A 22,356-nucleotide genomic window follows, 5' to 3' on the forward strand; every position below is an offset into this window, starting at 1 on the left:
CCTGCCGTGCGCCCAGGTCCGGGCGCGAGCTCACCCTTCCGTCCATGCCCATCCTTCGCCCGATTGTGTTTACATTCCGGCACCCCGGACGTAATCTGAGCGTGAAACCACAGATTCGGGCATGAAACGGAAACGAAACCACATGTACGCACCGGAGCGTCAGCAGGAGATCCTCCGCCTCGCCCAGGAGAGCGGCCGGGTCGACGTACTGTCCCTGGCCGAGGAGTTCCAGGTGACGGCCGAGACCGTACGGCGCGATCTGAAGGCTCTGGACCGGGCGGGGCTGCTGCGCCGGGTGCACGGTGGGGCGATCCCCGTCGGGCGGCTCGACTTCGAGCCCGACCTCGCGGAGCGCGACGCCGTCGCCGCCGACGAGAAGGACCGCATCGCGCAGGCCGCCCTCGCCGAACTGCCCGTCGACGGCAATGTGATCGTGGACGCCGGTACGACGACAGCGCGGCTCGCCGCCGCCGTACCGGTGGACGCGACGCTGACCGTGGTGACGCACGCGCTGCCGGTGGCCGCGCGTCTCGCCGACCATCCGGGCATCGCGCTGCATCTGGTGGGCGGCCGGGTCCGGCACCGCACCCGCGCGGCGGTCGACGCCTGGGCGCTGGGTTCGTACGCGGAGATCAACGCCGACGTGGTCTTCCTCGCCACCAACGGCTTCTCCCCCGACAGCGGCCTCACCACGCCCGACCTCGCCGAGGCGGCGGTCAAGCGGGCCGTGATCAGGGCGGCCCGCCGGGTCGTCCTGCTCGCCGACTCCGGCAAGTTCGGGCAGGAGCACTTCGCCCGCTTCGGCGATCTCACCGATGTGGACCTGCTCATCACCGACACCGCCCTCAGCCCCGACGACGCCCGCTCCATCGAGAGCCGGGGCACGGAAGTGGTCCGCGCATGATCCTCACCGTCACCCCCAACCCCAGCCTGGACCGCACCTACGAGCTGCCGGGTCTGACCCGCGGCAGCGTGCTGCGTGCCACCGCGGACCGCGTCGATCCGGGCGGCAAGGGTGTCAACGTCTCCCGCGCGGTCGCGGCGGCCGGACACCGCACCGTCGCCGTCGCCCCGATGGGCGGACCGGAGGGCGCGCTGCTCACCCGGCTGCTCGGCGACCTGGGCATCGAGGCGGCCGGTGTGCCGATCACCGGGAACACCCGGATCAACGTCACCCTCGTCGAACCCGACGGCACCCTCACCAAGGTCAACGCGGCCGGACCCGAGCTGAGTCCGGCCGAGGCGGAGGACGTCCTGGAAGCGGTGCGGGTCCACGCGGCCGCCGCCGACTGGATCGCCTGCTGCGGAAGCCTGCCGCGCGGACTGCCGCCGCAGTGGTACGCGGAGCTGGTCGAGCAGAGCCACCGGGCCGGAGCGCGGATCGCGCTGGACACCTCCGGAGCGGCGCTGACCGCCACGCTGGACCGGGGACCCGACGTGGTCAAGCCCAATGCCCAGGAGCTCGCCGAGGCCGTCGGCCGGCCGCTCGCCACGGTGGGCGACGCGCTGAAGGCCGCCGAGGAGCTGCGTGAGCGCGGCGCCCGGTCGGTGCTGGCGAGCCTGGGCGCCGACGGGCAGTTGCTGGTCGAGGCGTCGGGGGCCTACTTCGCCACCGCACCGGTGGCCGCCGTGCGCAGCAATGTCGGCGCCGGGGACGCCTCCCTGGCCGGCTTCCTCGCGGCGGGCGGACAGGGCCCGGAGGCGCTCACCTCGGCCGTCGCCCACGGTGCCGCGGCCGTGCAGCTGGCCGGAAGCCTCATGCCCACCCCGGCCGACCTCGACGTGGAGTCGGTCGTGACGACCTCCGAGGTGCCGCTGGACCGCCCGCTGACCGAGCCCGCCCCATGACCCCGTACCACCGTCCACCGCCCCCGCGCCTACCGCCGTCGCCACCGCACCTCCCGCAACTCCCTTACGGACCCCACCCGTACGAGCCCGCCGCCCCGTCCCCCCGAGCCGCCGCACGGCGGTCCCCGAGCAAGGAGCACCGCGATGAGTGAGCTGATCACCGCGGAACTGGTCGACCTCGATCTGTCCGCCACCACTAAGGACGCCGCCGCGAGGTCGCTCGCCGAGCGGATGGCGGCCGCGCACCGCGTCACCGATCTCGACGGCTTCCTGGCCGACGTCGCCGCCCGCGAGGCGCAGATGCCGACCGGCCTCGACGGCGGCATCGGCATCCCGCACTGCCGCAGCGAGCACGTGAGCGCCCCGACGCTGGCCTTCGGGCGCAGCGGTGCGGGCATCGACTTCGGGGCGGCCGACGGTCCGGCCGACCTGGTCTTCCTCATCGCGGCCCCTGCCGGGGCCGACGACGACCACCTCACCATCCTGTCGGGCCTGGCCCGCAGGCTGATGGACCCGGAGTTCACCGCCGCCCTGCGCGCCGGAACGGATCCGCGAGCGGTGGCAGCGCTGATCCGGGGCGAGGAGCCGACGGAGGAGAGCCAGGGGCGGGAACAGGCACAGGAGCAAGCGGCGACAGCCCCGGAGACGGAAGCCACCGGAGTCACCGGAGTCACCGGAGTCACCGGAGTCACCGGGAGCGTCCCCTTCCGGATCGTCGCCGTCACCTCCTGCCCCACCGGCATCGCCCACACCTACATGGCGGCCGAGTCCCTGGCCGCGGCGGGCCGCGCCGAGGGCGTCGAGGTGACCGTGGAGACGCAGGGTTCGGCCGGCTTCGAGAAGCTGGACCCCGCCGTCGTCGCCGCGGCGGACGCCGTGATCTGGGCGCACGACGTGGAGGTCCGGGAGAAGGCCCGCTTCCGAGGCAAGCCGCTGGTCGACGTCGGGGTCAAGGCGGGCATCAACCGGCCCGCCGAGCTGATCGCCGAGGCCCGCCGCAAAGCGGAGCGCGGGGAGATCGCCGCGCCCGAAACCGGCAGGGCAGCCGGCCCCGGGAACGAGGGTCCGGGCGGGGACGGGAACGGATCCGGTGAGGATCACGCGCACTTCGGCGTCCGGCTCCGTACGTATCTGATGTCCGGCGTGAGCTACATGGTGCCGTTCGTCGCGGCGGGCGGGCTGCTGATCGCCCTGTCGTTCGCCATCGGCGGCTATGAGATAGCGGACGCCAAGTCGGTCGCCGACCACTTCGTCTGGGGCGAGGCGGACAGCTGGGCCGCGCTGCTCAACCAGATCGGCTCGGCGGCCTTCGGGTTCCTGGTGCCGGTGCTGGCCGGGTACATCGCGTACGGGATGGCGGACCGGCCGGCGCTGGTGCCCGGTTTCGTCGGCGGGGCCATCGCGCTCACGGTGAACGCCGGGTTCCTCGGAGGTCTGGTCGCCGGTCTGCTGGCCGGTGCGGTGGTCATGGCCATCCAGCGGGTCCCGGTCCACCCGACCCTGCGCGGCATCATGCCGGTCCTGGTGATCCCCCTGATCGCGTCGGCGGTCGTGGGATTCCTGATGTTCATCGTGGTCGGCAAGCCCATCGCCTCCTTGCAGAACGCGCTCACGGACTGGCTGAACGGTCTGTCGGGCTCCAACGCGGTGATCCTCGGCGTCGTCCTCGGGCTGATGATGTGCTTCGACATGGGCGGCCCGCTCAACAAGGTGGCGTACGCCTTCGCGGTCGGCGGTCTCGCCGACCCGACGCCGGGCAGCCTCAAGGTGATGGCCGCGGTCATGGCGGCCGGAATGGTGCCGCCGCTGGCGATGGCGCTGGCCACCACCGTACGCAGGAGGCTGTTCACGAAGACCGAGCGCGAGAACGGCCGGGCCGCCTGGGTGCTGGGCGCCTCGTTCATCACGGAGGGCGCGATCCCGTTCGCCGCCGCCGATCCGCTGCGGGTCATTCCGTCGGTGATGGCGGGCGGCGCGGTCACCGGCGCCCTGTCGATGGCCTTCGGCGCGGCCCTGCGCGCTCCGCACGGCGGCGTCTTCGTCGTCCCGCTGATCGGCGAGCCGTTCCTCTACCTGCTCGCCATCGCGGCCGGGACGCTGGTCGCGACCGCGCTCGTCGTCCTGCTCAAGGGCGCACGCGGGACGGCTCCGGCGGCGGCCGGGGATCCGGGGGCCGCGGGCTCCGACGACTCCCGGGTCACCGTCGCCGCCTGAAATCCGCACACACGCCCCCCGACCATCCCTTTCCCAGGAGTGATCCATGCACCAGCAGACCGTCGCCATAGCTTCCCGCAGCGGGCTCCACGCCCGTCCTGCGTCGCTGTTCGTCAAGGCCGCCGCCCGTCAGCCGGTCAAGGTGACCATCGCCCGTGAGGGCCGCGACCCGGTCGACGCGCGCAGCATGCTCGCGGTGCTGGCCCTGGCCGCCCCGCACGGGGAGACCGTGGTGCTCAGCGCAGAGGGCGACGGGGCGCGGGCGGCGGTCGAGGAGCTGGCCGAGCTGCTCGCGCGGGATCTCGACGCCGCGGTCTGACCTCGGGTCTCTTCCTCCGATACGAACCGCCGATGGCTGCCGGGCCGTTAGGTTGGGAAACGTGATCGAGACGTGGAACGCCGACGACCCGGCCGTCCTGGCCCTCCCCTCCGGACGGCTCGTACGCGGCCGGGGACTGCGCAAACCCTTGCCGACGGGCCCCGAACCGGACTTCGCCGTCTACCTCCTCGGGCGCACCCCGCCCCCGGTCGCCTGGGAGTCGCGGTGGCTGCGGTGGCCGGACTTCCGGCTCCCGGCGGACCGGGCGGCGGCACGGGAACTCCTCCAGGAGGTGTGGGAGCGGTCCGCCGGGACGCGGGTCGAGGTGGCCTGCGGCGGTGGGATGGGCCGCACCGGGACGGCACTGGCCTGCCTGGCCGTCCTGGACGGGGTCCCCGCCGACGAGGCGGTGGCGTTCGTGCGCGGCGGCTACCACCCGCGGGCGGTGGAGACGCCCTGGCAGCGCCGCTACGTACGGACCTTCGCGCACTAGGTGTATTGATCACGAGCGTTGTTAACGCTGGTCAGGCTTGATCATGACGAAGACCTCCGGTGTGGTGGAGGTGTCTACGCTGCACCGCACACGGGGGCCTAGCGAGCGGCGGGGCCCCGGGGCTTGTCGGGCACACTGTCGAAGGTGCCCGGTACCGGCAGGGTGCTCCAGCGGCCGACCGGCCAGGCGATGACGACGGCCCGACCGACGACCTCGTCGACCGGGACCATCCCCTGGTTCGGGTCGTCCTGGTGGTAGCGGGAGTCCGCGGAGGCCTGGCGGTGGTCCCCCATCACCCAGATCCTGCCCTCGGGCACGGTGACCTTGAACCGGCCGCCGTCCTCGTCGTCGCTGCAGGGGGTGTTGCCGGGGAAGACGTACGGCTCGTCCAGGGCGGTGCCGTTGACCTTCACCGGCCCGTCGCCCTCACACTCCACGGTGTCGCCTCCGACGCCGATGACCCGCTTGATGAGGTCCTTCTCCTCGGCGGAGGGCATCACGCCGACGAAGCTGAGCACCTTCTGCACGGTGTTGGGCGGGTCCACGGGCACGCCCGCGAGCCAGTCCGACGGGTCGTGGAAGACGACCACCTCACCGCGCTCCGGTTCCGACCCGAACCACGGGGTCAGCTTGTCGACGAGGACCCGGTCGCCCCGCTGGAGGGTGTTCTGCATGGAGTCCGAGGGGATGGAGAAGGCCTGCACCAGGAACGTCTTGATGAGGAGCGCCAGCACCAGGGCGACGCCGACGAGGATCGGCAGCTCCACCCAGAACGGCCGGTTCTTCCGCGTCCTCGACCGCCGTGCTCCCGCTCGCCCCATTGGACCGCTCCTCGCCCCGTGTACCGCCCGCCCGTGCCTGGGGGAACGGGTCCGGTGATCCACTCTATGGGGCGTGGTGAGCGGAGAGGGACGCCAGGGGCCGTCCGGTCAGGGGGGACCCGCGCCGACCGGAGGGACGGTCGCCCCCTCACCGGCGCGGACGGCCTCGACCACGCTCTGGTGGAAGGTGCGGCTCTCCTCCTCGGAGGGGCACGGCACGGGGCTGCCGGTCAGGGTGAACCAGTCCGACGAGCCGCTGTACTGCACGGCCACCGACGCCAGTCCGTCGGACCAGGTCGTATGGACCGTGAGATCGCCGCTCAGGATGCCCGCTTCTTCGGTGCGCACTCCGCCGGTTCCCGCGAAGACCCCGCTGGTCGTCCAAGATGCCCAGCTCATGACGGTCACCTTTCGGACGATGGCAAGCCTGTCCAGCCGACTTCTTTCGAGTATGGCACCGCCGGTAGGAGTACGCACGGGTGTGCGACAGCCCGGTTCCGCCGCCGGTCCCTCCACCGGTCCTCAGGCGCGTTCCAGCATCCCTCGGACGAAGGCGGCCTGGCCCGCGTGCTGGAGGTCCTCGGCGATGACGCTGATCAGCCGGACCCCGAGCGTCACCGGGGGTGACCAGCCCTCGTCGACGATCCGGTCCAGCGCGTGGCCCTCCAGTCCCGCGACGAAGTCCAGGGTCCGCTCGTGCACGGCGTCGAAGTAGCCGAGGAGGGGTCCGGCGGAGTCCACGCGGACGGCGGCGACCTCGTCGGCACGGTGTCCGTAGCCCGTCGCCGTCTCCTCGAACGGGAGCGCGAAGGTGTTCGCCCAGCCTTCGGTGAGCCAGATCTGTCCGGTTCCGGTGACGTCGGCGATGTGGTCGTCCTGGACGCGGGTGAGGTGCCAGACCAGCCAGGAGATGGAGTTCGCCCCCGCGTCGACGCGGGCGTTGAGGTCGTCGGGTGTGAGTCCTTCGACCGCCGCGTGGACCGCTTCCGCGACCCGGTCGAACGCTTCGGCCAGCATGCCTGCGGTGTTCATCCGTCCACCATCGCCCCGGGGCCCTCGGCTCCCGGGCGCGACACACCGTGGCCCGCCGGGCCGCGCTCACGGCGCTGCGCGCGCTGTGCCGGGAGGAGCTGACGGGGTTCGGCGAGGTGATGGCGTACGGCATGCCCGCCTACGAGCGGGACGGGACGGGCGAGATCGCCTTCGCCGACCAGAAGCAGTACATCTCGTTCTACCTGATGCGTACGGACGTACGCGACGCGTTCACGGACCGGCTGGCCTCCCACGATATGGGCAAGGGCTGCCTGCGCTTCCGCGACCCGGGGAGGATCGACTTCGCACTCGTCCGCGATCTGCTGCGGGCGACGGCGGCGGCCCGCGGACGCGGGGGCGTCGCGGCCCGGGCGGCCCTCAGCGCAGGCCGTGCAGCCAGTCGGTCAGCAGGCGGTTGACCTCGTCGGGGCGTTCCTGCTGGATCCAGTGGCCGCAGCCTTCGAGGATGTGGGCGGCGGACAGACCGGGGAGGGTCCGCGGGTAGGCGTCGATGGCGTCGGACATCCAGGTGGTGGAGGCGTCCAGGGCGCCGCCGATGAAGATCGAGGGCTGGGTGACGGGTGTTCCGTCCCAGGCGGCGAGGTCCTCCCAGTCCCGGTCGACGTTGCGGTAGCGGTTGAGCGCGCCGGTCAGTCCGGTGCGCTCGAACTCCTCGGCGTAGACGTCGAGGTCCCGTTCGTCGAGCCAGCCGGGGAGCAGGCCGGTGGGGAACCGGTCGGCCATCCGCCCACCAGTGGGCACGAAGAAGAGCCTGCCGTGGTCGGCGGGGGCGAGCGTGCCTCCGGTCAGACCCGCGTAGAAGCCGGCGAGCCAGCCGCGTACGTCGGGCTCGATCTCCGCCTCGGCGCGGCCGGGGGTCTGGAAGTAGCTGACGTAGAACTCCTCCTCGCCCCCGATGCCCGCGAAGCCGTCGGTGGGGCGGGGGCCTCCCCGGGGCGCGTACGGGACGCTCAGCAGCGCGACCGACGTGAAGACGTCCGGCCTGAGCAGGGCGCTGTTCGCGGCGATGGGCGAGCCCCAGTCGTGTCCGACGACCGTGGCGGTCTCCTCGCCGAGGGCGTGGACGACGGCGGTGTTGTCGGCGACGTGGGCGAGCATGCGGTAGGCGTCGACGGCGGCGGGGGCGAAGGAGCGTCCGTAGCCGCGTACGTCGACGGCGACGGCCCGGTATCCGGCGGCCGCCAGGGCGGGGAGCTGGTGGCGCCAGGAGTACCAGGACTCGGGGAAGCCGTGGACGAGGAGCACGAGGGGGCCCGTGCCCTGTTCGACGCAGTGGATCCGGCCGCCGGGGACGTCGACCGTCCGGTGCGTCGCGCCGGGCAGGAGGATGGAGGGGCGGGCGGCCCGGTCTGCGGACGGCGTGGGTACGGGGGCGGGCTCCGGCATGGATCCTCCTCGGGCGCCCCGTGCGGGCGGGGCGGTCGTGACGCTTCGACGGGCGGCCGGGCAGGAGCCCTGCCGCCCGCTCACGATCATTCGGCCGGTACGACCGCACGGACAAGGATATTTGCCGTTCCGGCAAAACAATGGGGCGGGGATCGGCTTCAGACGAGCAGGCTCAGCAGGTGGGCGCAGGCGGCGGCCTCGTCCGGGTGTTGGGCGAGGACTTCGTAGGCGCCGCGCTCGAACGCCCCGGTCTCCCAGCAACCGCCCTCGCCCCGCCGGACGAAGAGGAAGTCCGGCGGGGTGGGAGCGGGCTCGTGGACACCTTCGATCCGGTAGTAGCCGCCGGGGATCCGCGCCTCGACGTCAGCCGTCCTGATTGATCATCAGTGCCCGAGGGGACTTCTGAATGAACCGCATGCGTACCGTACTGGCCGCGCTCGGCATCACCGCCGGGCTCGACTACCCGAGGCTTCCGCGCCATGCCGCTTTCCGGCCACCGCGAACAGCACCGCGCCCCGGCCGCGACGATGCGCGACCGGGGCGTGGTGGACGGAGGGCCGTGGAGCCCGACCGACGCGGCGCCTAGCTGACGTTGACGTCGATGCAGGCGTAGAAGGCGTTCGGGGTGTCCGCGACGTTCCAGACGGCGAGGACCTTCTGCTTGCCGGTCTTGTTGCCGAAGTCGACCTGGTGGGTCACGGTCGCGCCGGGTTGCGCGCCGCCGTCGTCGAATTCGGCGATCTTCTGGCCGCCGACGAAGTACTGCCAGGTGCTGGTCGAGTGGCGTGCGGTGAGCTTCCACTGGAACTGCTGGGAACGGTTCACCGGGGTGACCGACCAGCCCTTGGAGTCGTCGTCCAGCTCGGCGAAGCCGCTGTTTCCGCCGCTGCAGCTGGTGAGCCCCTTGGGGCCCTCGACGCTCTGCGGTTCGTACGTGATCGCACCACAGCTGACCGTGCCCGCGGCACACTGCGCCTGCCTGCTCGGCGGGTTGGAGATGTAGCCGTGGGCACTGGCGGAGCTCGCCGGGAGGCTCAGGGCGAGGACCGGGGCGAGCATGGCGCCGACGGCGAGAGCGGTCTTCCTCTTCGTGTGCATGCTTCTCCTTCACAGAGACCGCACCGCGCGGTGGCGGGCCGTGGGGGGCCCGGCTTCGACGGCGAGGCCTCGCGAGTGTGGGGCCAACGAGGCGCGAAGGGCTGCAAGTCCCTTACCGGACAAGCCTGATGCCAGGTGTCCGGAAAGGCCTTGCACTTGGACTAGACCATACCCACGGACGCGTTCACGTCAAGGGCGATGAGGGGAGGGCGGCCCGCCGCTCCGAGCCGCGCGGGCGGCACGCGCATCCCGCGCGGCCGCCCGTGCGACGCGATCATCCCTGGTCGTCGACGTATCGGACCGTGACGCGCTCGAAGCCGAGGGAGCCGAGCAGTCCCTTCAGCATGTCGGCGGTGTTCTTCTCCGCGCGGGCGGTCAGTTCGCTCTCCTTCGCCGCTTCCGAGATGTGGTGGACGGCGAGCTTGTTGACCGCCTGCTCACTGCCGGGATTGTCGGAGAAGAGGTCGCCCAGCCGGTCGAGGAGACCGCGCTGTTTGGACACCGCGTAGGACCGGTCGGGATCGAGGGCCGGCTTGCCCAGCACCGCGTGCGGCAGGCGGAGTTCGGCGGTGGTGCGGTCCTCGTTCACCACGACGCCGCTCCCGGTGACCTTGCCCAGGTCGACGGAGGCGCCGACCGTGCCCGCACCGACGAACAGGGTGCGGGTGCCGCGCAGGGCGTCGGGGACGAACTTCGCGTCCTTCTCCAGATCGACGACGACCTGGAAGTTGCCCGAGGCGGCCTCGTACGCGCTCATGTCCTGGATCGACTTGAGCACGGCGGGGCCCGAACGGTCGTGGGTCTCCTCGCCGAAGAGGTCGTCGAGTCCCGGCAGCAGGCTGAGCCGGCTGCCTGCGAACAGCAGGACCAGCACGGCCGCGGCGGCCCCGAGGACCATCGGCCACCTACGGGAGCGGCGGGTGTCGCGCTTGCTGTCGCCGTGCGGCGCGGGCTCTGTGGTTACGTCGCTGGACGTCATGTTCACCGTGTGACCCGCGACCGGTGGTTTCAGTCCGGCTGCTCCCGGATCCGGAAGGAACCACCGTACAAAATAGGCCCGTTCCGGTACGACCGGGCAGACACGAGGGCGGCTGCCCGGCGGGCCGGGTGCGCTCAGCGCGGCGCGGCGGCCACCCGTACGCGATCGCTCACGCCGTCGGTCAGGAACGACGCCAGCTCCCTCCCCTGGTCGGCCACCGCGTCGCGGTCGGACCGGGAGAACGCGTGCAGGGGTTCCACCGTGACGGCCTCGTCGATGACGCGCCAGGTGGCCGCCACGCGGCCGTCGACCAGCACGACGCGCTCGCCGGCGACCGAGAGGCCGCGGTGGGCGTCGTCGATGATCCGGCCGCGGTCCTGATAGCCGAGGATCGCGTTGTCGAAGGCCGGCAGGAACCGCACCGGGGCGGGAGTGTCCGGGTCCGGGCGCGGCGCGTCGGGCAGGTCGAGCAGCTCCCGTCCCCGCTCGTCGCGGAAGCCGACCAGCTCGTCGCGGACGGCGGCCACCGCGCCGGGCAGTCCGGCCAGCCCGGACCAGGCGCGCAGGTCGGCCGTCGCGGCCGGTCCGTGGGCGGCAAGATAGCGCCGGACCAGCGCCCGGCCGACCGGGTCGGCGCCGTCGGGTGCGGGCGGGTCGACCGGGCGGCCCAGCCAGGAGGAGAGGGCGACGTTGCGCACCCCGCCCTTCGCGCGCCACAGCCCCCGGGGCGGCGCCTGCGCCATGGGGACGAGGGCGGCGACCACCACCTCGCCCAGCGGTCGGGGCCCCGGGCCGGGCCAGCGCCCGGCAAGCGCGGCGACGATCCCGGCCGCGGTACGGGGTTCGCCGTCGGCCATCAGCTCCCGGGCGTCCGCGGCGAGCGCGTCGAGGTCGACCTCTCTCAGGTCGTCGCGGTAGACGCCGAGCACGCGTTGGCGCAGCATCGCGTCGTGGCGGGACCGCCAGGCGAGGACATCGTCGGCGGTGACGAGGTGGACCGTGCGTCGCATGAGGTGGGTGCGCACCACGCTCCGCCGGGTCAGCAGGTCCGAGAGGACCGCCGGATCGAAGGCGGTCAGCCGGGACCAGAGCCCGACGAAGGGCTCCTGCGGTTCCTGCGCCTGGAGGCCGCAGAGGTGGGCCACGGCGTCCACGACCGGCAGATCGGCCCGGTCGAGCAGCAGTTGGCGGGCCAGCATGGCGCGGTTGAGCGCCCTGTTGTCGAGGACGGTCACCGTGTGGTCTCTCCTTCTCGGTCGCCTGCCGTCGGATTCCGCGCGTCCTCGCGCGATGCGCCTGCGGTCAGGTCGCCCGCCGCCCGTCGAGCGTCTCGCGCAGGATATCCGCGTGCCCGGCGTGCTGGGCCGTCTCGGTGACGACGTGGGTCAGCACCCGCCGCACGCTCCACTCGGCGCCCGGTTCGTTCCAGGGCGCCTCGGGGAGCGGGTGGGTCGCCGAGAGGTCGGGGACCGCGAGGATGATCCTCTCGCTGCGGGCGGCGACCTCCGCGTAGGCGCTGAGGACCCCGGCCGTCGTCTCGCCGGGCAGCATCCGGAACTCCTTCTCCCGCTCGATCGCCCACTTCGGGTACTCGACGGCGGTGCCGGCCGCCAGATCGTCCCAGGTGACTCCTTCGGGCAGGGCGAAGGACATCGCCGACGGGCCCTCGGTCGCGAATTTCAGCCAGTTCTCCTCCATGGCCGTGACGTGCTTGACGAGGCCGCCCAGGCACAGCGCGCTGACGGTGGGGCGCTCACCGGCCTGCTCGTCGCCGAGGCCCTCGACCGAGCGGATCAGGGCGGTCCGGGCGTCCGCGAGGGCGGCGAGCAGGTCGGTGCGCTCGGCGTCGGGGGAGGTGGGGTGCGTGGTCATCGTGATCGGGCCTTCCGGTGTTCCTGTCGTGCGGTACGGGTCAACCATCTCAAGGGAAGAGGTCAGGATGTGTCCTCTTCTCGGCTCATACTGGCGCCATGCCGAAGACTTCAGCGCGACTGCTGGCTCTCCTCTCCCTGCTCCAGACCCGCCGGGACTGGCCGGGCCCGCTGCTGGCCGAGCGGTTGGAGGTCAGCCGGCGCACGGTGCGGCGTGACGTCGACCGGCTGCGGGAGCTGGGCTATCCCATCGCGGCGTCCAAGGGGCCCGACGGCGGATACCGGCTGGACGCGGGCGCCCGGTTGCCGCCGTTGCTGTTCGACGACGACCAGGCCGTCGCGCTCGCCGTCGCGCTGCGGACCGCCGCCGCGACCGGCGCCGGGATCGGGGAGGCCGCCGCCCGCGCGCTCACCACCGTCCGGCAGGTCATGCCCGACCGGCTGCGCCACCGCGTCGACGCGCTGCGGGTCACCGCCGTCGAACGCACGGGAGGCCCGCCGCGGCCGCAGGCCGATCCGCGGGTGCTCGTGGCGTTGAGCACCGCCGTGCACGCCCGCGAGGTGCTGCGCTTCGACCACTCCCCCGCGTACGCGCCGGACGCCGCCGAGGCCCCGCCCGCCGTGCGGCGGGTGGAGCCGCACCGCCTGGTCACCTGGGGCGGGCGCTGGTATCTCGTCGCCTGGGACCTGGATCGCGAGGACTGGCGGACCTTCCGCGCGGACCGGATCACCCCGCGCACTCCCACGGGCCCGAGGTTCACGCCGCGCGAGGTGCCGGGCGGTGATGTGGCCGCCTTCGTCGCCGCCCGGTTCCAGGGCTCCGACGCCCCCGGCGCGTGGCCCTGCCGCGGCGAGGTGATCCTCGACGCGCCGGCCTCCGCGGTGGCCGGCCACGTCCGCGACGGGGTGGTCGAGGAGCACGGTCCGGACCGCTGCCGGGTGGTCCTGGGCGCCTGGTCGTGGCCGGGCCTCGCCGCCGAACTCGGCAGGTTCGACGTGGGCATGGAGGTCGTCGGGCCCGACGACCTCAGGGACGCCTTCGCCCTCTTGGCCCGCCGGTACGCCGACGCGGCGGGGGCGGGGCGCGGCGGCCCTCAGGAGCCCACAAGACGTGTGTCGTAGGTGTCGTCGATGTCGTCGGACGTCGAAGCGGTCACGGACGAGGCGATGTGGCCCGCCAGGCCCAGCGCCAGGAACAGCACCACGAGCCATGTGGCGGCGCTGCTCAGGACCAGCGGGCGGGTGGCGGAGCGCGACCGCTCCGGGGCCACGGCGAGGTCGTCGTCGCCGAACAGCCCCTTGGGGTAGGCGGGGGTGAGCATCATGACGTACGCGGAGAACCGCATCCGGTAGCGCAGGGTGGCCGCCGTCGCCTCGAACAGCGGCCGGGGCATCCGGCCGAGGCACAGCGTGATCAGCCACCAGACGAACGCCAGCGCCCACCACCCGTACACGGCGAGGCTCTGCACGATCGCGGCCGGGATCATCAGGAAGACGCGGAACAGCACCGCGAGGCGGTTGAGCGGGGTGGGCCGCACCTCGATCCGCACCGGGTAGTCGGCCGGCGGGGTCAGGGCGAAGGGCGGGTAGCGGTCGATGAGCAGCATGTCGCTGGCCGAGACGCGCATGTCGTAGCCGAGGACACCGGTCAGGAAGCGGAAGACGGGGTCGGGCAGCCGTCCCAGCACCAGGGCGGCGAACCAGCCGACGATCACGGTGAAGAACGCCGCGATGTGCAGGACGAACAGCACGATGAAGTGCGGGACGAGCAGCAGCAGTCGGAAGAACACGGTCAGCCGTCGCTGGCGGGCCGGTTCGACGATGTCCAGGACGGGCCGGAACTCGTCCGCGTCCGGCTCCGTGCGACCCGGGCTCCACTGGCCTTCGGCCATGTCGCTCCTCCTCGGCAGGGGATCCGTACGGCATCCGCGCGCAGGACGTGTCCCCACCGTGCGTCCGGGCCGGGCCGCCCGCAAACGGCCCGGCCCGAACGGGTGCCCGGCTCAGCGCCCGCGGAGGCGGCCGAGCAGGCCGCGGACGGCGCCGGATCCCGCGGTGTTCCGCCCGCCGCTCGCCGGGCCGTCGGGCTTCCCGGCGCGGGAGCCGCGCTCCTTCGCCGGAGTCGCGGCCGCCGGCTTCGGCCGGGCCCGTTGTCCTGCCTCGGTACGGGCGGCCTTCGTGGCGGCGGTCGCCGTGGAGCCCTTCGTACGGGAGTCCTTCGTGAGGGCGGCCTTCGCGTCGGAGTCCTCCGTGCGGCCGGCCGGCTTCGGCGTGCGCCGCGGCTCTGCCGCGGGCTCCTCCGCCTTCGGGCCCGGGGAGCCCTTGTCCTCGGTGTAGGTGTAGTAGCGGTGGCTGATCCGGCGGCCCAGCACGAAGTACCCGAGCAGCGCGCCCGTCGTGTTGAGGATGACGTCGTCGATGTCGAAGGCGCGCCCCTCGACCAGGGCCCCCTGGATCAGTTCGACGACGACCATGGCGAGGGCGGTCAGCAGCGTCGTACGGATCATGCGGAGGCGCCGTGGCACGAAGAACGGCAGCAGGAGTCCGAACGGCACGCCGAGCAGCAGGTTTCCGCCCGCCTGTTTGCACGCGGCGAGGAAGGTGTAGTCCTCGGCGTACTGGCGCAGCGAGCGCCCGGGGCGGAGATTGGAGGTGACGAGGTCCTCGGAGGCCGGTGAGGGCGTGAGCGTCACCTTGGCCAGGAGGACGGAGAAGGCCACCAGTCCCAGCAGCGCCACCGTCAGGACCGCCCCGCGCACCAGCACACGTACCCATGTCCCCTGGCGTGTAGGGGGATTCGCCTCTGCTGTCATGGGCGACGGATGCCCCCGACCGGCCGGACCACACGCCCGGACGGCACCGTGGAGCGAAAATTCCACGCGACGTCCACGCCCGCCTGCGACGATGTGCGGCATGAGCGCACGCAATAAGAGGGACCTGATGGACGAGGCCGACCGGCTGCGTACGGAGGGCAGGCCCGAGGAGGCGCGCGAGCGGCTTCTCGCCCTGACCGCCGAGCACCCCGACGACGCGGAGGTCGCCTACCGGACGGCGTGGATCCATGACGTGCTGGGCCTGGAGTCGGAGGCGGTGCCCTACTACGAGCGCGCTCTGGCCCATCCGGAGCTGGCCGCGGAGGACCGGCGCGGGGCGCTCCTGGGGCTGGGCAGTACGTACCGGACCCTCGGGCGGTACGGGCAGGCGGTGGAGACGCTGCGCCGGGGCGTCGGGGAGTTCCCGGACGACGGCTCGCTCCGGACGTTCCTGGCGATGGCCCTGTACAACACCGACGAGCACCATGAGGCGATGCGGCTGTTGCTGGAGCTGACGGCCGCGACCAGCCAGGACCCGTACGTCCAGCGGTACCGGCGGGCGATCGAGCACTACGCGAAGGACCTCGACGAGATCGAGTGACCCGTGCGGGGCCGTGCGCCGCGCCGCTCCCGCCGTCCGCGGACTCCGGCGCGGCGGGCGCGTGTCCGTCTTCCTGTGCGGCGCTCACGGCGCCGGACAGGGGGAAGCCCCGGCCGGATCGGGGGAATCCAGCCGGGGCGGCTCATGTGCGGGGTGAAGGGCGGTCGCCTCTCGGCGGAGGGCTCCACGGGGTTGGCCGGTGCGATCTTCCCCGTGGGCTGCTGGTGTGGCCCGGGGACACCGCCCCTCTCACTCCCACGTATAGATGAACGATAAACCATCCCGGGTCCTTCCCGGGAGTCCGCCCCCACGGATGTGATCCATGGCACGGAATCCCGGGCGTCCCGCCTGGTCAGCGCTCGTTCGGTCAGCTCGCGGGCGTCTCGCCGGTGCCGTAGCGGCGCCGGAACCGCTCGACGCGGCCCGCCGTGTCGAGCACCTGGCCGCCGCCGGTGTAGAACGGATGGCTCGCCGAGGAGGTCTCCACGTCGATGACGGGATAGGTGTTGCCGTCCTCCCACGCCACGCGCTCGCCGGAGTCGGCGGTCGAACGGGTCAGGAAGGCGACGTCGGCCGCGCGGTCGCGGAAGACCACGGGACGGGAGACGGGGTGGATTCGGGACTTCATCGATGCGTTCCTTCCTCACCGCGGACAGCGGTGACGTACAAGGGGGACGTGCGGGGCGTGGACCGCTTCCGGACGGTCAGCGGACCTCACGGAACAGGACGTGCCGCCCGACCGCGGAGTCGAACTTGCGGAGCTCCAGCCGGTCGGGGTCGTTGCGACGGTTCTTGCGTGTCACATAGCTCCGGCCCGTGCCCACGGTGGACCGGAGAGTGACGACCGGCCTGGTCTCACTGCGCGCCATGGCGCCTCCTTCTGCCTCTGCCGACCCCGCTCTCCTATCGAGAATGGGATTCGTTTTCGTTCTGGTGAGGTAACACGAGCCACTCCCCCGGCATTCCCGCCCGATGCCCACCACGCCCCGCACTCCGCAGCGCGCCGTCAACTGCCGTCATCCGTAAGCCTGTTCGGATCGCCACCGCCTCGGAGAGCCGCTGGCATATGCCAGACGCAAGAACGCATCGAGTGTTGCCAAATCCCTTACGGCTCGCCCGGCCCTGTGCGACAGTCGGTAGCGGTCCACCCTTCAGAACCGGCTAGGCCGCGCCCGTATCGGAGTACGAGATGCCGTCCCCCCTCTTCGCGGACCGCCCCGCACCACAGGCGCCCGCGCCCGACGCCGTCGACGCCCTGATCCACCGGACGCGTCGGCTGCGGGGGGACGTGGACGCCGTACGGCGGGACGCCGTCGTGTTCGACGAGGACGACCCCCAGAGACGCTGGCAGCACGCTCTGTGCGAGCTCGCCGTGCAGCACCTGGACAACCTCGACGAGCATCTGGGACAGCTCCGGGCGGGCCTGCCGGACCGGAGCCCCGACGACGTCCCCCGGGCCGTCGGGGTCCCGGACGAGCCAGCGGCCGGTTCCCTGCTGAACCGGGTGGGCAGCGCCGAGTGGAACCTCCTCACCGACGAGTCCAGCTGGTCCGAGGAGCTGTACGAGATCTTCGGCAGGCCGCCCGGGTCCACACCCCTCTCCCTGGACGACCTGCCGTCCGTCCTGCTGCCGGAGGACCAGCCGGCGCTGACCGCCATGGTGACGGGCTGCCTCGTCGACGGCCGGCCGATGGACGGCGAGTTCCGTATCGTGCGGCCCGACGGCCGTACACGCACGCTGCACATGACGGGCGAGCCGGTCCTCGACGCCGAGGGCTGCACCGCCTCCATGTGGGCGGTCCTGCGGGACGTCAGCGAGCTGCGCCGCAGCGAGCAGGCCGTGAGCAGGAACCGCGCGTCGGTGCGGCGCGAGGAGCACATCGAGCGCACCGAGCACCGCATGGCCGTGGAGCTCCAGGAGGCCGTCCTGCCCCCGTGGCGCGGATCGCTGCGGCTCCCGACGCAGGGCCCCGGCGCCCTGGACATCGCCGCGCACTACCTCCCTTCCGAGTCGAGCGGCCTCATCGGCGGCGACTGGTACGACGCCATGGAACTGCCGGACGGACGCACCCTCCTCACCGTCGGCGACCTCACCGGGCACGGCATCCCCGCCACCTCGGCGATGGCGATGATGCTGGGAGCGCTGCGCGGCATGGCCGTCGCCGGCATCGAGCCGGGCGCGCTGATGGGGCACCTCAACCAGGTGCTCGAAACGTCGGTGCAGCCCGCGCTGGGCAGCGCCCTGTGCTGCCGCTTCGACCCCGCCACCTCCGTTCTGTCCTGGGCGCAGGCCGGACATCCCGCACCGCTGCTCTTCCGCCATGGTTCGGGACGGCCCCTGCCCCCGCCGGACGGGATGCTGCTCGGTGCCGCGTCCAACGTCGTCTTCGAGCAGGACGAGGTACGGCTGTGCCCGGGTGACGTGCTCGTCCTGCACACCGACGGCCTGGCACGACGCGGCGACCGGGGTGCGGGCCCGGAGGCGTTGCTCGCCCTCGCCCCTCGGTTCGCAGAGGCCCGGACGGCACAGGAGTGCGTCCGGAGCGTCGTCGAGGAGTTCGGCGGGACCGAGCGCCCGGACGACGCGTGCGTGCTGGTCGCCCGCATCGGAGCGTGAGGAAGCGCGGACGTGTCAGGGCGTGAGTGAGCGCGAAGTGACGCTGCCGGGGGTCAGATCCGCGTGTCCTTGGCCTTCTTCTGGCTCGGCATCGACAGCTCGATCTCCTCGCGCAGATCCTGGATCCCCGCGTATCCGGCGAACTGACCGGTGAGCCGGTACATTTCGCGGAGCCGGTCCCAGGTGCGGTGCGAGGAGGTCTCCCCCATCGACACCAGCGCGAGCCGGGCGTACCGGTCGGCCTGTTCGGGGTCGTTGGCGATGAAGCAGGCCGAGGCCAGCGAGATGTAGTCGAAGATCTTCGACCGCCGGCGATCCTTGTCCCGCAGCTCCAGCGCCTGTTTGGCGTGGCGCTGGGCGATGATCGCGGCGCCCTGCTCGTGCTCGGCCAGGGTACGGAAGGCCAGTGCCTGCATCCCGTGCATATCGGCCTCGTCGAACATCTGCATCCAACTGGGCTGCGGCACATCGCTCTTGTCCGAGGTGAAGAGCTCCTCGGCCTCGCCGAGGGTGCGCCGCATGGCCTGTCCGCGCCCCATCGACGCCTGGGCCCAGGCCTCGATGGTGCGCAGCATCGCCTGCGTACGGGGCAGGGTCTCGTCGCCGGATCCGGACTTGGCGAGCTTCATCAGGTCGAGTGCGTCGTCGGGGCGGCCCAGGTGCACCATCTGGCGTGCCGCCCGGGAGAGCGCCTCTCCGGCGCGCGGCCGGTCGCCGCCCTCGCGGGCCGCGTGGGCGGCGATGACGAAGTACTTCTGGGCGGTGGGTTCGAGGCCGACGTCGTGGGACATCCAGCCCGCCAGGACGGCGAGGTTGGCCGCGACGCCCCACAGACGGCGCTGGAGATGGTCGGGGTGACGGTAGGCGAGCATGCCGCCCACCTCGTTGAGCTGGCCCACGACGGCCTTGCGCTGGAGTCCGCCGCCCCGGGAGGCGTCCCAGGCGCGGAACACCTCGACCGAATGCTCCAGGGCCTCGATCTCCTCGGAGCCGACCGGTGCGGCCTCGTACCGGTCGAGACCGGCTGTGTCGGCGTGCAGGGGATCGTTGGCACGTGGGGCGTCGGCGGCCGGAGCGGGGTCGCTGTGCAGCCAGTCGCGCATGGGGCCGGCGATGGTGGAGCCGGCGGTGAGCGCGGCGCCCGCACCCACCACCAAGCCACGTCGGTTGAGCATGAGGTCCATTCCCGTGAATTCGGTGAGGACCGCTGCCGTCCGCTCGGGCGCCCACGGCAATTGATCGGGATCGTCTTCCGTCCCGGAGTCACGCCGCTTCCCCACACGCCCGCGTCGGCCGAACCCGAGGTCCTCGATGGTCACGACACGGCCGAGCCGCTCGGTGAACAGAGCCGCCAGCACTTCGGGCACGGGATCACGGGGGGACTCCCCCATGTCGATCCAGCGCCTGACCCGCGAGGTGTCGGTGGCCAGCTGCGGATGGCCCATGGCCGCCGCCTGCCGGTTCACCATTCTCGCGAGTTCGCCCTTGGACCAGCCGGCCAGGCCGAACAGGTCAGAAAGGCGGGTGTTGGGTTCTCCGGTCACTTCAAGCCCCCAGGTTCTCGGCTGACTTGACACTAACCCCCTGTCAGATGCGCTGTGACTATTCGCCAGGGTTCGCCAGGGTCCGCCAGATGGTCTGCCACCCGCGCTCCGGTGTCAGGTAGGAAAGCGCCACCCCGCCCGGCAGCCCTAGGTACTCCCCAGGGTGCCGAACGGCCGTCGGCCGGGTTGGCGCACGTACCTTGTCGGCGCACGAAGGGATCTGTCTCGCCCATGTACACAGCATCGTCCTCCGTGTCCGCCCCGCCCCGTCCGCTCCGCCCGATGGGCGCGGGCGGCGGGCCCTATCTCGCTCCTCACGCCGGCGCACCGGCACAGGGTCCGGGCCGGGCCCGACGGGCCGCGGGACCGGGCGCCGGACCGCTCAGCGGAAGGATCGACCTGTCCGGGCCCCAGGGCGCGCAGGTGCGGATGGTCATCGCCTCCGTGCAGCGCATCTGCCCCGAGTTCAACCCGGTCCAGGTACTGCGCCGCAGCGGCCGTTCGGTCCTGATCGTCGGAACCACCGGGCGGGCCACCGCCGTCGCGAAGTGTTTACTGGACCACTCGCCGGCGTGGACCGAGCGGTTCCGGCACGAAATAGCGGCATACCGCGCGTTCGTCCGGCACCGCCCCCCGGTTCGGGTGCCCCGGCTGATCGCGGCGGATCCGGAGAACTGCACGCTGGTGATCGAGCGGATGCCCGGCCGGGTCGCCGCCCTCACCCGGCACCCGGCGGAGGCGCCGCCGCGGGCCGACATCAGGGCCGCGCTCGGAGCTATCGCCCGGGTGAACGCCTGGCGGCCGCCGCCCGGACTGTTCGAGGCGCCGCTCGACTACGCGTCGCGGATCGCGCGCTACCACGAGCTCGGTCTGTTCACCGACCGTGACCTCGGTGACCTGCAGAAGCTGCTGCACGGTCTGGCCCACGCGGGCGGCAGGCAGGGCATGGGCCAGTTCTGCCACGGGGACGCCCTGCTCTCCAACATCCTGCTGTCGCCGACCGGGCCGGTGCTCGTCGACTGGGAGCACGCGGGCTGGTATCTCCCGGGGTACGACCTGGCGACGTTGTGGGCGGTGCTGGGCGACGCCCCGGTGGCGCGCCGCCAGATCAGCCAGCTGGCGCAGGCCAGAGGGCCGGCCGCACGGGACGCGTTCCTGGTGAACCTGATGCTGGTGCTGACCCGCGAGATCCGTAACTACGAGACGGCGGTCCAGCGCACCATGCGCGAAGCGCCCGCGGTGGGAGCGGGGGCCGACCGGCCCGGCGCGCTCTCCTCGGGCGAGGAGCAGCGGCTGCTGCTCCGGAGGCTGCACGACGACTGCGCCATGGCGCGGCGGGCGGTGCGGGCCGCGGTCGGCACACGCTGAGACCGGACGAGGAAGCGGGGATACGGCCCGCCCGACAAGGACCACAGTGACGAGACCACTGTGAAGAAGAAGCGCGCCGCGGGACCGGTGCCGACACACCGGTCCCGCGGCGCGCTGTTGTGCGTTCCGGGCCGCACCTCCCCGTGACCGGGCGTTGACCCTGTGCCGCCCCGGGGTCCCGCGCGGGTGAGGCCCGCCACGAGACCCACGTCACCTACGACCTCCGGTAGGAGGCGTGAGCCCTCCCGTCCGGCGTAACGAACCGCCCATATGGCTCATAAATTGGCATCTCACGATGAAGAGTAGTAAAGGCGGTCATTGCTTCCTATGTCGGTGCCCGCTAACCATGGATCCCGGCAAGCACCGAGTACGAGTCGGCGCCGATCGCCCACCGGCGAACGCGGCCCGGACATCCCGGTTCCTGCCGACGCGGCGCGAAGGCCGCGAAGCCCGTCCCCCATAGGAAGAGCTCACGCATGCCCCGCATCTCCACCCTGCGCATCACCCGCTCGCACAAGATCGCCACCGCCGTGCTCGTCGCGGCCGGTTCCGTCAGCGCCATAGCCGCCACCGGCGGCCCGAGCGAAGCGCAGACCACGGCGACCCGGTCCTCCGTCTCCGTGGAGCCGGTAGCCGCCGCAGGCATCCCCACGGCGAAGGACGCGGCGGCCAAGAAGGCCGCTCAGGAGACCGCCGCCAAGGAGGCCGCCGCGAAGAAGGCCGCCGCCGCCCGCAAGGCGACCGCGGAGAAGGACGCCGCGGAGGAGCGCTCCGAGAAGCAGGCCGCCAACCGCTCCACCGAGCGCAAGGCGGTCACGCCCAAGAAGTTCGCGAACAACCTCGACGGCTGGATCCGCGAGTCGCTCGACATCATGGAGAAGAAGAACATCCCCGGCTCCTACGAGGGGCTGCACCGCAACATCATGCGCGAGTCCAGCGGCAACCCGAACGCCGTCAACGACTGGGACATCAACGCGCAGAACGGCATTCCCTCCAAGGGCCTCCTCCAGGTGATCCAGCCCACCTTCGACGCCTACCACGTCAAGGGCACAGAGAAGAAGCTCACCGACCCGGTCGCCAACATCACCGCCGCCGCCAACTACGCCGCGGACCGGTACGGCTCGATCGACAACGTCGACTCCGCCTACTGAGCGACCGGCTGCCGGGCGAACGCCTACTGGGCGAACGGCTGCCGAGCGACCGACATCCGAACGAAGGCCTTTCGAGCACGCACCAACGCCGCGATTATCTGACTAATCGCCGTCGTGCGTGCTCCGTGTGGCCGAAGGGTAGTGCTGCGCGGACACCACCGGTCCGCGCGATTCCCCGCG

25 protein-coding genes are annotated in these 22,356 nt (G+C 72.2%); 11 read left to right on the plus strand and 14 right to left on the minus strand.

Annotation, left to right across the window (positions count from 1 at the left end):
- Nucleotides 1–142: 142 nt before the first annotated feature.
- The 5 genes from OG245_RS01455 to OG245_RS01475 all read left to right on the plus strand — a co-directional run bounded on the left by OG245_RS01455 (nucleotide 143) and on the right by OG245_RS01475 (nucleotide 4,874).
- Nucleotides 143–904 carry a DeoR/GlpR family DNA-binding transcription regulator gene (locus tag OG245_RS01455; RefSeq protein WP_371627776.1) on the plus strand — a complete coding sequence of 254 codons (762 nt, stop codon included), beginning with the start codon at nucleotides 143–145 and terminating at the stop codon, nucleotides 902–904.
- Complete coding sequence (pfkB, locus tag OG245_RS01460; protein ID WP_371621704.1) at nucleotides 901–1,848, plus strand: 1-phosphofructokinase; 948 nt, start codon at nucleotides 901–903, stop codon at nucleotides 1,846–1,848. The genes OG245_RS01455 and pfkB overlap by 4 nt, the downstream gene beginning before the upstream one ends.
- Before the next feature lie 144 nt (nucleotides 1,849–1,992).
- Nucleotides 1,993–4,062 (plus strand): fructose-specific PTS transporter subunit EIIC, encoded by a 2,070-nt coding sequence (locus OG245_RS01465; RefSeq protein ID WP_371621705.1) that lies wholly within the window; start codon nucleotides 1,993–1,995, stop codon nucleotides 4,060–4,062.
- Nucleotides 4,063–4,108: 46 nt separating this feature from the next.
- Nucleotides 4,109–4,381 (plus strand): HPr family phosphocarrier protein, encoded by a 273-nt coding sequence (locus OG245_RS01470; RefSeq protein WP_371621706.1) that lies wholly within the window; start codon nucleotides 4,109–4,111, stop codon nucleotides 4,379–4,381.
- Between the two features lie 61 nt (nucleotides 4,382–4,442).
- Entirely contained in the window at nucleotides 4,443–4,874 is a 432-nt protein-coding gene (locus OG245_RS01475) for a protein-tyrosine phosphatase family protein (RefSeq protein ID WP_371621707.1), read from the plus strand.
- A 98-nt stretch (nucleotides 4,875–4,972) separates the two neighbouring features.
- Here OG245_RS01475 and lepB read toward each other — a convergent pair whose 3' ends face one another.
- The 3 genes from lepB to OG245_RS01490 form a co-directional block, all read right to left on the minus strand.
- Entirely contained in the window at nucleotides 4,973–5,695 is a 723-nt protein-coding gene (gene lepB / locus OG245_RS01480; protein ID WP_371621708.1) for a signal peptidase I, read from the minus strand.
- A 108-nt stretch (nucleotides 5,696–5,803) separates the two neighbouring features.
- Complete coding sequence (locus OG245_RS01485) at nucleotides 5,804–6,094, minus strand: hypothetical protein (RefSeq protein WP_371621709.1); 291 nt, start codon at nucleotides 6,092–6,094, stop codon at nucleotides 5,804–5,806.
- Between the two features lie 123 nt (nucleotides 6,095–6,217).
- The gene (locus tag OG245_RS01490; protein WP_371621710.1) at nucleotides 6,218–6,727 is read right to left on the minus strand and encodes a DUF664 domain-containing protein; all 510 of its coding nucleotides are present in this window, start codon (nucleotides 6,725–6,727) and stop codon (nucleotides 6,218–6,220) included.
- 47 nt (nucleotides 6,728–6,774) lie between these two features.
- On the opposite strand from OG245_RS01490, the gene OG245_RS01495 reads away from it, so the two are divergent.
- On the plus strand, nucleotides 6,775–7,146 hold the full coding sequence (locus OG245_RS01495; protein ID WP_371621711.1) for a DUF1801 domain-containing protein: 372 nt from the start codon (nucleotides 6,775–6,777) through the stop codon (nucleotides 7,144–7,146).
- Here the strand turns inward: OG245_RS01495 and OG245_RS01500 are convergent.
- From OG245_RS01500 to OG245_RS01525, 6 genes are all read right to left on the minus strand, one after another.
- Nucleotides 7,106–8,134 (minus strand): alpha/beta fold hydrolase, encoded by a 1,029-nt coding sequence (locus OG245_RS01500; RefSeq protein ID WP_371621712.1) that lies wholly within the window; start codon nucleotides 8,132–8,134, stop codon nucleotides 7,106–7,108. The genes OG245_RS01495 and OG245_RS01500 overlap by 41 nt on opposite strands.
- Nucleotides 8,135–8,292: 158 nt before the next feature.
- The gene (locus tag OG245_RS01505) at nucleotides 8,293–8,511 is read right to left on the minus strand and encodes a hypothetical protein (protein WP_371627777.1); all 219 of its coding nucleotides are present in this window, start codon (nucleotides 8,509–8,511) and stop codon (nucleotides 8,293–8,295) included.
- Between the two features lie 205 nt (nucleotides 8,512–8,716).
- Nucleotides 8,717–9,232 carry a lytic polysaccharide monooxygenase auxiliary activity family 9 protein gene (locus OG245_RS01510; protein ID WP_371621713.1) on the minus strand — a complete coding sequence of 172 codons (516 nt, stop codon included), beginning with the start codon at nucleotides 9,230–9,232 and terminating at the stop codon, nucleotides 8,717–8,719.
- Nucleotides 9,233–9,506: 274 nt separating this feature from the next.
- Nucleotides 9,507–10,211, minus strand: coding sequence for a DUF4230 domain-containing protein (locus OG245_RS01515; protein WP_371621714.1), 705 nt, complete (start codon nucleotides 10,209–10,211; stop codon nucleotides 9,507–9,509).
- 134 nt (nucleotides 10,212–10,345) lie between these two features.
- Complete coding sequence (locus tag OG245_RS01520; RefSeq protein ID WP_371621715.1) at nucleotides 10,346–11,446, minus strand: winged helix DNA-binding domain-containing protein; 1,101 nt, start codon at nucleotides 11,444–11,446, stop codon at nucleotides 10,346–10,348.
- A 67-nt stretch (nucleotides 11,447–11,513) separates the two neighbouring features.
- Nucleotides 11,514–12,083, minus strand: coding sequence for a DinB family protein (locus OG245_RS01525; RefSeq protein WP_371621716.1), 570 nt, complete (start codon nucleotides 12,081–12,083; stop codon nucleotides 11,514–11,516).
- 98 nt (nucleotides 12,084–12,181) lie between these two features.
- Between OG245_RS01525 and OG245_RS01530 the strand changes: the two genes are divergently transcribed.
- On the plus strand, nucleotides 12,182–13,204 hold the full coding sequence (locus OG245_RS01530) for a helix-turn-helix transcriptional regulator (RefSeq protein ID WP_371621717.1): 1,023 nt from the start codon (nucleotides 12,182–12,184) through the stop codon (nucleotides 13,202–13,204).
- Here the strand turns inward: OG245_RS01530 and OG245_RS01535 are convergent.
- Nucleotides 13,177–13,974, minus strand: a complete 798-nt coding sequence (locus tag OG245_RS01535; protein WP_371621718.1) for a DUF4389 domain-containing protein — start codon at nucleotides 13,972–13,974, stop codon at nucleotides 13,177–13,179. The genes OG245_RS01530 and OG245_RS01535 overlap by 28 nt on opposite strands.
- Before the next feature lie 111 nt (nucleotides 13,975–14,085).
- Entirely contained in the window at nucleotides 14,086–14,847 is a 762-nt protein-coding gene (locus OG245_RS01540) for a VanZ family protein (protein ID WP_371621719.1), read from the minus strand.
- A 148-nt stretch (nucleotides 14,848–14,995) separates the two neighbouring features.
- Between OG245_RS01540 and OG245_RS01545 the strand changes: the two genes are divergently transcribed.
- Nucleotides 14,996–15,496, plus strand: coding sequence for a tetratricopeptide repeat protein (locus tag OG245_RS01545; RefSeq protein ID WP_371621720.1), 501 nt, complete (start codon nucleotides 14,996–14,998; stop codon nucleotides 15,494–15,496).
- A 367-nt stretch (nucleotides 15,497–15,863) separates the two neighbouring features.
- On the opposite strand, the gene OG245_RS01550 is transcribed toward OG245_RS01545, so the two are convergent.
- Together OG245_RS01550 and rpmG are read right to left on the minus strand one after the other, a co-directional pair.
- Nucleotides 15,864–16,124 carry a type B 50S ribosomal protein L31 gene (locus OG245_RS01550; protein WP_371621721.1) on the minus strand — a complete coding sequence of 87 codons (261 nt, stop codon included), beginning with the start codon at nucleotides 16,122–16,124 and terminating at the stop codon, nucleotides 15,864–15,866.
- A gap of 76 nt (nucleotides 16,125–16,200) precedes the next feature.
- Nucleotides 16,201–16,365, minus strand: coding sequence for a 50S ribosomal protein L33 (rpmG, locus tag OG245_RS01555; protein ID WP_044369837.1), 165 nt, complete (start codon nucleotides 16,363–16,365; stop codon nucleotides 16,201–16,203).
- Nucleotides 16,366–16,685: 320 nt separating this feature from the next.
- Here rpmG and OG245_RS01560 point away from each other — a divergent pair, with 320 nt between their 5' ends.
- Complete coding sequence (locus OG245_RS01560; protein ID WP_371621722.1) at nucleotides 16,686–18,113, plus strand: PP2C family protein-serine/threonine phosphatase; 1,428 nt, start codon at nucleotides 16,686–16,688, stop codon at nucleotides 18,111–18,113.
- A 53-nt stretch (nucleotides 18,114–18,166) separates the two neighbouring features.
- Here the strand turns inward: OG245_RS01560 and OG245_RS01565 are convergent, their stop codons facing one another.
- Entirely contained in the window at nucleotides 18,167–19,657 is a 1,491-nt protein-coding gene (locus OG245_RS01565) for a hypothetical protein (protein WP_371621723.1), read from the minus strand.
- Between the two features lie 231 nt (nucleotides 19,658–19,888).
- Between OG245_RS01565 and OG245_RS01570 the strand changes: the two genes are divergently transcribed.
- Both OG245_RS01570 and OG245_RS01575 read left to right on the plus strand, forming a co-directional pair.
- Nucleotides 19,889–21,025 carry an aminoglycoside phosphotransferase family protein gene (locus tag OG245_RS01570; RefSeq protein WP_371621724.1) on the plus strand — a complete coding sequence of 379 codons (1,137 nt, stop codon included), beginning with the start codon at nucleotides 19,889–19,891 and terminating at the stop codon, nucleotides 21,023–21,025.
- 476 nt (nucleotides 21,026–21,501) lie between these two features.
- Entirely contained in the window at nucleotides 21,502–22,176 is a 675-nt protein-coding gene (locus tag OG245_RS01575) for a transglycosylase SLT domain-containing protein (RefSeq protein ID WP_371621725.1), read from the plus strand.
- Nucleotides 22,177–22,356: the final 180 nt, after the last annotated feature.

It is taken from the genome of Streptomyces sp. NBC_01116, from assembly GCF_041435495.1.
In the GTDB taxonomy this organism is placed as follows: domain Bacteria; phylum Actinomycetota; class Actinomycetes; order Streptomycetales; family Streptomycetaceae; genus Streptomyces.